Raw genomic sequence first — 9,306 nt, forward strand, 5'->3', positions numbered from 1 at the left:
GGGAGGACGAGATCTACGACGACATGATCAAATAGGCCGCCCATGTTTGGCCTGGTGGCAGTGGCCGTCCTCCTGGGATTTCTCCTGATCGGGCTCATCATTTTCTCGTCCCGCAAGGCCCCCGTCGTCATGGAGAGGGACTTCTACCGGGACCGGGGGTCGCCCCCCGCGGGCATCGCCGGTCTCGCGATGCCCGAGTTCGAGCGCCTCTGCGTGAAGCTGCTCGAGGAGATGGGCCTGGTCGTGGACAGCGTGGTCCGCCCCTCGGAGCGGGAGCTGGACATCCAGGCCGTGAACCCCCAACCGGTCACCGGGGGGGACTACCTGGTCCACTGCATCCTGGCGGAGGACGACGAGCCGATCCACCCGTCCCGGGTCTCGGCCCTGGCCGACACGGTGAAGGGGGAGCGGGCCACCAAGGGGATCCTCATCACGACCGGCTACTTTGTGGAGGAGGTCGCCAAGCGTCTCGAGGGGCCTCCCATCGAACTGATCAACGGACAGCGGTTCTCCCAGCTCCTCACCGAGTTCCGGATCCCCCTCCCGTCCTAACGCGCACCCGGCACGCGTGCCGGGGCCGGGCGGAGCCCCGGTCCACAGAGGAGTTCCCACCCCATGACCCCGTACCGCCACCTCTATGTCCCGGTGGACAACTCGGAGTACTCCAACATCGCCTGCGAGGTGGCCGTGGCCCTCGCCCGGGCCTCCGGTGCCGCCGTCACGGGGAGCCACGTCTACGCCGCCCGGATGCACGACTACCGGTTCCGGCAGATGGAGTTCACCCTCCCGGCCGAGTACCAGGACGAGCAGGAGCTGGAGAAGCAACGGAAGATCCACGACTCCCTCATCACGATGGGCCTCCAGCTCATCTCCGACTCCTACCTGGACGTTCTCCAGCGCAAGTGCGAGGCGGCGTCCGTCCGGTGCGCCCGCAAGACGTTCGATGGGAAGAACTACCAGGCCCTGGTGGAGGACATTACCGGCAGCGACTACGACCTGGTGGTCATCGGCGCCTTAGGTCTGGGAGCGGTGAAGGACAGCTTCCTCGGCAGCGTGACCGAGCGGGTCATGCGGCGGGTGCAGCGGGACCTCTTCGTGGTGCGGAACACCGCCCCCTGGGAGCAGCAGGCGAACGGGTCCATCGTGGTCGGAATCGACGGGAGCCCGCAATCGTACCACGGGCTGCGGGTGGCGCTCGCCCTCGGGAAGGCCACGAGCCGCGCGGTGGAGGCGGTGGGGGTCTACGACCCCTACCTCCACTACGCCATGTTCAACAGCATCGTGGGGGTCCTCTCGGCCGACGCCTCCCGCGTGTTCAAGTTCAAGGAGCAGGAACAGCTTCACGAGGAGGTCATCGATACCGGACTGGCGAAGATCTATCAGTCCCACCTGGAGGTCGCGGCCGCGGTGGCGGCCGAGGAGGGAGTGGACCTCAAGATCACCCTCCTGGACGGGAAGGCCTTCGAGAAGATCCTCCAGTACGTCCGGAAGGCTCGGCCCTGGCTGCTCGTGGTGGGCCGGGTGGGGGTCCACAGCGCACCCGGCATGGACATCGGGAGCACGACCGAGAATCTGGTCCGGCTGGCCCCCTGCCACGTCCTGCTGGCCAGCGGGACCTACTATCCCCCCATGGACATGAAGGCGGAGGCGAGCATCGCCTGGACGGAGGAGGCTGCCGCACGGATGGAGCGGGTGCCCGGCTTCGTCCGGGGCCTGGCCCGGACCGCGGTCCTGCGCTACGCCATCGAGCGGGGCCACTCGGTCATCACCAACTCGGTCATCGAGGCGGTGATGGATCTCTTCATGCCGAAGCGGACCCAGGAGACGATGCGGCAGGCGGCGCTGGACCTGGCCATTGACGCCGTCCGGCGGGCCGAGGGCGTCACGGCCCTCTGCAGCCGCTGCGGCTATATCGCCAAGGCGGCCCGGCCCGTGCAGTGCCCCGTCTGCCAGGCCCCCGGCGCGACGTTCCAGGTCATTGACAGGGCGGCGGTCGAAGCGCTGGCCACTCAGGAGGGGGCCCTGACGGAAGAGGAGACCTTCGACGGCGTCAAGCTCGCCTGGACGGAGGAGGCCCGCCAGGTCCTCCGGACCGTCCCGTCAGGCTACCAGCGCCGCCGGGCCAAGGCCCGCATCGAGAAGTCGGCCCGGATCCGGAAACTGACCAGCATCACGCGCGACCTCGCGGCCGCCGTCGTGGAGGAGACCCGGGAGGAGACGGAGGGCCTCAGCCCGAGGCCCGGGGCGAACGTGACCGCCCCCGGAGCGCTCCCCTGGAGCCAGGAGGCCGCCGCGCGCCTCACGCGCGTCCCGGCCGGGTTCATGCGGGACATCACCCGGGGGAAGATCGAGGCGCTCGCAGCCAAGCGCGGGGTGGCGGTCGTCACGCTGGCGGTCGCCGAGGAGGCCATCGCCGAGGCCCGGGAGATGATGGCCGAGATGACCCGGCAGACTCAGAGGGCGGAGGGCGAAACGGCCCTCGAGTGAAGCGCCCGAGGAGGGAGGGTCTCGCGCGGGCGAAGAGGGAGATGAACGGGGGGCAGGAGAAGTTCCGGCAGGCCGCCCTGGCCTACCTGGCGTACGGAATCCTGTACATGGCCGGCGCCCTCACCCTGGCGGCCGCCGGGGCGAGCCCGCGCGCGATGGGCCGGGGAGCCTGGGTCTGGTTCGGGATCGGGGCCGTCGTCCTGGTCCTCTTCCCCTGGCTCCTCTGGCGCGGCTCCAAGTGGTTTGCCCGGCTCCTGGTCCTCCTCATGGCGCTGCGGGCGTACGGCGTCCTGCGCGTGGCCCTTGCGGGAGGCGGACCGGTCCCGCTTCCCGGCGGAGTGAGTATCCCTATGGCGGCCGGTGCCTGGGTCTTCTTCCTGGTGACCGTGGCGGCGGCCGCCATCGTCGCCCGGGCGGCGTGGCAGCTCGGACCAGCGCCGGAGCGCCGAGGGAGCCCGTGAAACGCTACCAGGACATCCCGGGGGACGGGGGGAGCGACGTTCCCGGGCAGGTCGAAGCCCACCAGGCGCGCCTGAAGCGCCGGATGGCCGCCGTCCGGCACAAGGTGGCCATCCTGAGCGGGAAGGGAGGGGTCGGGAAGAGTACGGTGACGGCCAACCTGGCGGTGGCCCTTGCCCGTGCGGGGCAGCGCGTCGCGGTCCTGGACGCCGATCTGAACGGCCCCTCGATGGCCACCCTGCTCGGCGTACGGGGCGTGCGCCCGGTGCTCTGCGAGGGGGGGGTCCTGCCGGCCGTGGGACCCCTCGGGGTGAAAGTCGTCTCGATGGACCTCTTCCTCGCCGGCGACGACACTCCCCTCACCTGGCAGGGGCCCTCACAGACCGAGGCCTACCTCTGGCGGGGAAGCATGGAGGTGAACGCCCTCCGGGAGTTCCTGAGCGACGTCGAGTGGGGCGCCCTGGACTTCCTCCTCCTGGACCTCCCGCCCGGGAGCGACCGGATGGCCAACCTGGCGGGCCTCCTGCCGGACCTCAGCGGGGGGATCGTGGTGACGATCCCGACGGGCCTCTCGCACCTGGTCGTGCGGAAAGCCATCGCGCTGGCCCGGGAGGTCCTCAAGGCCCCCCTCATCGGGCTCCTCGAGAACATGGCGCCGGGGCCCTGCCCCCGGTGCGGCGAGGCCAGCGGCTTTCCCGGAGGGGCCGACTCGGCCTCGGTCGCTGAAGCGGTGGGGATCCCGTTTCTCGGGCGGGTTCCCTTCGACCCCCGCCTGGCCTCGGCGGCGGATCGGGGGCTGCCCCTCGTCCTGGCCCATCCGGAGGCCCCTGCGGCCGCTGCGCTGGCGCAGCTCGCGGCCGATGTGCGGGCCTACGTGGAGTGGCGGGCGGCCGAGGCGCCCGCGAGGGGTGAGGGATGAAGTTCCTCTGCGTCGCCTGTGACGCGCCCATGGCCCTGGAGTCGGCCCGGGGCCCGGAGGCGGGATCGATCACCGCCGTCTTCTCCTGTCCGGCCTGCGGGCGGCAGGTCGCCATGCTGACCAACCCGTTCGAGACCCAGCTCATCAAGTCCATGGACGTGCGCCTGGGAGGACCGGCCGGTCCGCCGGAGCCGCTCGGCTTCCTGACCTCGGCCCTGGGGAGCGGCAAGGGGGAAGGAGATGCGAGCGGCGACACCGGGACGGGACCGGGCTGCCCCTTCGGCGGGATGGTGGCGGCGATGGGATCGGGGGTCGGACGGGAGGAAGACGGGACGCCGGACGGCCCCCTCTGGACGGACGAGGCGGCAGAGCGGCTGAACCGGATCCCGGGCTTCGTCCGGGGGATGGCCAAGAAGGGGATCGAGCAGTTCGCCCGGGAGCGGGGATACCCCCGGATCACGGGGGCGGTGATGGACGAGGCGCGCGGCGCGCTCGGGATGTAAGGGGGGAACGCCATGAAGCTGCCAATCGCGCTCACGGTCAACGGGCGGCGGCGGGAGGACACGGTGGAGCCGCGGCTCCTCCTGGTCCACTACCTCCGCGACGTCCTGGGGCTCACCGGGACGAAGGTCGGATGCGACACGAGCCAGTGCGGGGCCTGCACCATCCTGCTGGACGGGGTGAGCGTGAAGTCCTGCACGCTCCTCGCCGTCCAGGCGGACGGAGCCGAGCTCACCACGATCGAGGGGCTGCAGCAGAACGGGCGGCTGCACCCGGTCCAGGAGGCCTTCTGGGAGCTGCACGCGCTGCAGTGCGGGTACTGCACCCCGGGGATGATCCTCCAGGCGGTGCAAGTATTGAAGGAGCGGCCCAACCCAACGGAGGCGGAGATCCGCCACGGCCTCGAGGGGAACCTCTGCCGGTGCACGGGCTACCACAACATCGTGCGGGCGGTGCAGCGCGCGGCCGGCGCCGGGCGCTGAGGAGACAGCCATGAAATACATCGGGGCGCCCCTCAAGCGGAAGGAGGACCCCCGCCTCATCACGGGACAGGGGGCCTACGTGGATGACATTCCCCTGCCGGGGATCCTGCACTGCGCCGTCCTCCGAAGTCCCCATGGGCACGCGCGGATCACGGGCATCCGGACGGAGCAGGCGGCCCGCCACCCGGGGGTGATCGCGGTCCTGACCGGCCGGGACATCGCCGGGAAGATGGGGACCATGCCGTGCGGCTGGAATCTGCCGGGGCTGAAGACCCCGGCTCACCCGGTCCTGGCGACGGACAGGGTCCGCCTCGTGGGAGACCGCGTGGCGGCCGTCGTGGCCGAAGACCGGTACACCGCCCGGGACGCCCTCGACCTGATCGCGGTGGACTACGAGGCGCTCCCGGCCGTCACGGATTGCGAGCGGGCCTTCGCCCCCGGCGCCCCCACGATTCACGACGAGGCGCCGGACAACACGGCCTTCGCCTGGGGTTTCCCCGGGCAGGGGGTGGAGGAGGCCTTCAAGAAGGCGGACCGGGTCGTCCGTCTGCGGCTGGTCAACCAGCGCGTGATCCCGAACGCGATGGAGCCGCGGGGGGTCCTGGCCCAGTTCAAGCCGGCGGCCGGGGAGCTGACCGTCTGGACCAGCACCCAGGCCCCGCACCTGATCCGGGCCCTGCTCGGCATGGTCCTCGGGTTCCCCGAGCACAAACTGCGGGTCATCGCGCCGGAGGTGGGGGGCGGCTTCGGCAGCAAGATCTACCTCTACCCCGAGGAGGTCCTGGTCGCCCACCTGGCCATGCAGCTTCAGCGGCCGGTGAAGTGGATCGAGGACCGGCGGGAGAACTACCAGGCCACGACGCACGGGCGGGACCGGGTGGACTACATCGAGGCCGCCGTCAAGAAGGACGGGACGATCCTCGGGCTCCGGTGCAAGTGCATCGGGAACCTGGGGGCCTACCTCTCCACCTTCGCCCCGGCCATCCCCTCCGCCTTCTTCGGGATCATGCTGTCGGGGGCCTATCGGATCCCGGTGATCGCGTGCGAGGTGCGGGGGGTCTTCACCAACACCGCCATGGTGGACGCCTACCGGGGCGCCGGCCGCCCCGAGGCCTGCTACGTCCTCGAGCGGACGGTGGACCGGATCGCCATGGAGCTGGGCCTGGACCCGGCGGAGGTCCGCCGGCGCAACTACATCCCGGCTGACGCCTACCCCTACACCACCGCCACCGGCGTCACCTACGACAGCGCCAACCACCGGGCGGCCCTGGAGAAGGCGCTCCAGCTCGTCGGCTACGAGGCGCTGCGCAAGGAGCAGGCGCAGCTCCGGAAGAACGGGCGCCTGCTCGGCATCGGGATCTCCTCCTACGTCGAGGTCTGCGGCGTCGGTCCCTCGAAGGGCCTGGCGGCCGCGGGGGGCGGGGGCGGGGGCTGGGAGCTGGGCACGGTCCGGGTCCACGCCAGCGGCAAGGTCACCGTCCTCACCGGCTGCTCGCCGCACGGCCAGGGAAACGAGACCAGCTACGCCCAGATCGTCGCCGACGGCCTCGCGGTGAGCCCGGAGGACGTGGAGGTCTTGCACGGGGACACCCAGATCGTCCCCTTCGGGACCGGCACGTTCGGCAGCCGCAGCGCGGCCGTCGGCGGGACGGCGGTCTACCTCAGCGTCCAGAAGGTCCGGGAGAAGGCCCGGGCCATCGCCGCGCACCTCCTCGAGGCTCCGCTGGAGAAGGTCACCTGGGACGGCAACCGGTTCGCGGTCCAGGGCGATCCGAACCGGGCGAAGACCCTGCGCGAGGTGGCGGGGGCGGCGCACCTGGCCACCCCGCTCCCCCCGGAGATCGAGCCCGGCCTGGAGGCCAGCACCGTCTTCGACCCGCCCAACTTCACCTGGCCCTTCGGCACCCACGTGGCCGTGGTGGAGGTGGACCCCGAGACCGGGAAGGTGCAGTTCGAGCGGTACGTGGCGGTGGACGACTGCGGCAACGTGATCAACCCGCTCCTCGTGGACGGACAGGTCCACGGCGGCATCGCCCAGGGGATCGGGCAGGCCCTCTACGAGGCGGCGGTGTACGACGAGCACGGGCAGTTGCTCACGGGCTCCTTGATGGACTACGCGGTCCCCAGGGCGGACGACCTGCCGTCCTACGAGACGGACCGGACGGTCACCCCGTCCCCGGTCAACCCGCTCGGGGCGAAGGGGGTGGGAGAGGCGGGAACCATCGCGGCCACCCCGACGGTGGTCAACGCCGTGCTCGACGCCCTCGCCCCGCTGGGGATCCGCGAGCTGGACATGCCCCTCACGACCGAGAAGATCTGGCGCGCCATCCGGGCGGCGAAGGCCGGCAGCAGCGCGCGGGAGGGACGGCGATGATCCCGGCGGCGTTCGAGTACCATCGGCCCCGGACTCTCCAGGAGGCGGTTTCCCTCCTGGCGCAGAAGGGCGAGGAGGCGAAGGTCCTGGCGGGGGGCCACAGCCTCCTGCCCCTGATGAAGCTCCGTCTCGCGAGGCCCGCCGCCCTCATCGACCTGGGGCGGATCCCGGAGCTGGCAGCCATCCGGGAGGCGGACGGGGCCGTCCGGATCGGCCCCATGGTGACCCACGCGGCGCTCGCCGCCTCGGAGGTGCTGCGCCGCCGCTTCACGGCCCTCAGCGAAGCGGCCGGCCTCATCGGCGACCCTCAGGTCCGCCACCGCGGCACGCTGGGAGGGAGCCTGGCCCACGCCGATCCGGCGGCGGACCACCCGGCCCCGATCCTGGCGTTCGAGGCCGAGGTCCGGGTCGTCGGGCCCAAGGGCGAGCGGACGATCCCGGCCGGCGACTTCTTCGTTGACATGCTGACGACGGCCTTGCGGCCCGAGGAGCTCATCGCCGAGATCCGGCTGCCGGCGCCGCCCGCCGGGACCGGGAGCGCCTACGCCAAGTTCCCCCACCCCGCCTCCCGCTTCGCCGTCGCCGGCGTGGCGGCCGCCGTCACCCTGGAAAAGGGGACCGTGCGGCGCGCCCGGATCGGCGTCACGGGGGCCGCCGCGAAGCCGTCGCGCGCCCGGACCGCCGAGGCGGCGCTCGAGGGAGGGGCGGCCACGGCGGAGCGCATCGCGGCGGCGGCGGCGAAGGCGGCCGACGGCCTGACGTGCCTGGAGGACCTGGTGGCCTCAGCGGAGTACCGGGCCCACCTCGTCACCGTCATGGCCCGGCGGGCCCTCGAGGCCGCCGTCCGGCGCGCCGGCGGAGCGTAGGCGGCTCCACCGTCGCGCAGACTGCCACGGCAAGTGCGGCCCCGAGCCCTGCTCGACGGGGCCGCCAGCGGCGTGGTATGATCCGTAAGAGGGAAAGGAGCGCAGGATGAAGTACCGCCGCTTCGGAAACACCGACCTGACCGCCTCCGAGGTGGGCTTCGGGGTCTGGACGGTGAGCACCACCTGGTGGGGGATCAAGGACGAGGCGGTCGGGATGCGGCTCCTGAAGCGCGCGTTCGACCTCGGGATCACCTATTTCGACACCGCCGACACCTACGGCAACGGCCTCGGAGAGACGATCCTCGTCAAGGCCCTGAAGGACAAGCGCAACCAGATCGTCATCAGCACGAAGGTCGGCTACGACTTCTACACCAGCGACACCTCCGACCGGAGCGGACACAAGGAGCTCCCGCAGAAGTGGACGCCCGATTATGTTCGATTCGCCTGCGAGGAGAGCCTGAAGCGCCTGGAGACCGACCGGATCGACTTCTACCAGCTCCACAACCCCCGCCTGGACGCCATCCGGCGGGACGACCTCTTTGCCACCCTGGAAGCCCTGAGGGCGGAGGGAAAGATCCGCCACTACGGGGCGACGCTCGGGCCGGCCATCGATCCCCGGCAGATTGCCGAGAGCCGCGCGCTTCTGGGCGAGCGAAGGATCACGGGCCTCCAAATCATCTATAATATACTCGAGCAGCAGATCGGCGCCCCGGTCTGCCCCCTCGCGGCAGAGCGGGGGGTGGGGATGCTCGCCCGGGTCCCCCACTCCTCCGGCCTCCTCGAAGGCCAGTACACCGAGGAGACGACCTTCGACGGCTCCGACCACCGGAGCCACCGGAAGCGGGAGTGGCTGACCGAGGGGCTGAAGAAGATTTCCCGGCTGGACTTCCTGACGGCCGGCGGCCGGATGACGCTCGGACAGTCGGCCCTGAAGTGGCTGCTCCACCAGCCGGCGATGGGGACCGTCCTACCCAACATCTATAACGACGAGCAGCTCGCGGAGTTCGCCGCCGCCCCCGGCAGGCCGGACTTCACCCCGGAGGAGCTCCGGCGCGTCGCCGACCTGTACGCCCGCAACTTCGACCTCGTCCCCGCTCCCTCGACCACCTAGGTCCGCGCCCGTCGCGAATGCACTGAGGGCCACCCGGAAGACCGGGTGGCCCGCGTGTCTCCGCGGCCGTTCCTCGCGCGAGACGCAGGTCGAGACCCGCCACCGCT

Annotated in this window: 9 protein-coding genes; all 9 read left to right on the plus strand. The window is 71.3% G+C overall.

The genetic code is table 11. The features are described 5' to 3' along the window. Nucleotides 1–54: 54 nt before the first annotated feature. The 9 genes from VGT06_09735 to VGT06_09775 all read left to right on the plus strand — a co-directional run bounded on the left by VGT06_09735 (nucleotide 55) and on the right by VGT06_09775 (nucleotide 9,199). On the plus strand, nucleotides 55–552 hold the full coding sequence (locus VGT06_09735) for a restriction endonuclease (protein ID HEV8663402.1): 498 nt from the start codon (nucleotides 55–57) through the stop codon (nucleotides 550–552). A gap of 63 nt (nucleotides 553–615) precedes the next feature. Beyond that, entirely contained in the window at nucleotides 616–2,487 is a 1,872-nt protein-coding gene (locus VGT06_09740; GenBank protein HEV8663403.1) for a universal stress protein, read from the plus strand. A gap of 41 nt (nucleotides 2,488–2,528) precedes the next feature. Further along, nucleotides 2,529–2,948: a hypothetical protein gene (locus tag VGT06_09745; protein HEV8663404.1), complete on the plus strand. Its 420-nt coding sequence runs from the start codon at nucleotides 2,529–2,531 to the stop codon at nucleotides 2,946–2,948. Further along, nucleotides 2,945–3,865 carry a P-loop NTPase gene (locus VGT06_09750; GenBank protein HEV8663405.1) on the plus strand — a complete coding sequence of 307 codons (921 nt, stop codon included), beginning with the start codon at nucleotides 2,945–2,947 and terminating at the stop codon, nucleotides 3,863–3,865. The genes VGT06_09745 and VGT06_09750 overlap by 4 nt, the downstream gene beginning before the upstream one ends. After that, the gene (locus VGT06_09755) at nucleotides 3,862–4,368 is read left to right on the plus strand and encodes a PCP reductase family protein (GenBank protein ID HEV8663406.1); all 507 of its coding nucleotides are present in this window, start codon (nucleotides 3,862–3,864) and stop codon (nucleotides 4,366–4,368) included. The genes VGT06_09750 and VGT06_09755 overlap by 4 nt, the downstream gene beginning before the upstream one ends. Before the next feature lie 12 nt (nucleotides 4,369–4,380). Beyond that, nucleotides 4,381–4,848, plus strand: coding sequence for a (2Fe-2S)-binding protein (locus tag VGT06_09760; protein HEV8663407.1), 468 nt, complete (start codon nucleotides 4,381–4,383; stop codon nucleotides 4,846–4,848). Between the two features lie 10 nt (nucleotides 4,849–4,858). After that, nucleotides 4,859–7,222, plus strand: coding sequence for a molybdopterin cofactor-binding domain-containing protein (locus VGT06_09765; GenBank protein HEV8663408.1), 2,364 nt, complete (start codon nucleotides 4,859–4,861; stop codon nucleotides 7,220–7,222). Beyond that, entirely contained in the window at nucleotides 7,219–8,088 is an 870-nt protein-coding gene (locus tag VGT06_09770; protein HEV8663409.1) for a xanthine dehydrogenase family protein subunit M, read from the plus strand. Before VGT06_09765 ends, VGT06_09770 begins: the two co-directional genes overlap by 4 nt. A gap of 106 nt (nucleotides 8,089–8,194) precedes the next feature. Then, on the plus strand, nucleotides 8,195–9,199 hold the full coding sequence (locus VGT06_09775) for an aldo/keto reductase (GenBank protein ID HEV8663410.1): 1,005 nt from the start codon (nucleotides 8,195–8,197) through the stop codon (nucleotides 9,197–9,199). Nucleotides 9,200–9,306 lie beyond the last annotated feature (107 nt).

This window comes from Candidatus Methylomirabilis sp., from assembly GCA_036000645.1.
Lineage (GTDB): Bacteria > Methylomirabilota > Methylomirabilia > Methylomirabilales > JACPAU01 > JACPAU01.